Raw genomic sequence first — 651 nt, forward strand, 5'->3', positions numbered from 1 at the left:
GCGTTAAACCGTACGATACGCATAGATGTAAATACAATTAATTTATCTACTAATCTCGTAGTTGCTGGAGCAACTTTTGAACGCTATGAGTATGATGGTCTTGATCGCCTAATAATGGCCGAGAATGATTTTGCTATTTGTTCTTTCCGATATAATTCACTGAGCTGGCAATTGCAAGAGACTATTACATATATTGTAAATGAAGCCCCGCTTAAAACTCCTTTCACCACCACTAGAAAGTTCAATGATGTCGGTGCTCTTACAGATTTGACTTACCCTAGTGGGCGCAGTCTACACATAGATCGGGATGACTTAAACAGAAGGACAAACACACAAAACATCGCAAATGGGATTAATTATCCTGGCGACTCAGCATCGATTGATAGTCGTCCAATCGCTCAAATGATTTACGCGGGTCTACAACCTGATCAATGTGTTTTTGCTAACGGTGCCAGCACAAGCTATCGACATGATGGTGGTGGGCGCTTGATTGAGATAGCTCACAGTGGACCGAATGCAACGCATTTAATAATCCAATACCTTTACGATGCCGCTAATAATGTACGTATACGAAATGATGTGCTGACAGCTGGCCTCCGTACGGAACGCTTTGCTTATGATTCAATTTACCGACTCGCGCATGAATTTAAG

1 protein-coding gene is annotated in these 651 nt (G+C 41.9%); it reads left to right on the forward strand.

Annotated elements, in window-relative coordinates:
* A partial coding sequence (locus tag ACS8FD_RS21535) for a hypothetical protein (RefSeq protein WP_439277374.1) occupies window positions 1–651 on the forward strand: 651 nt, incomplete at both ends.

The sequence above is a fragment of the Psychrobacter sp. 1U2 genome, assembly GCF_051847575.1.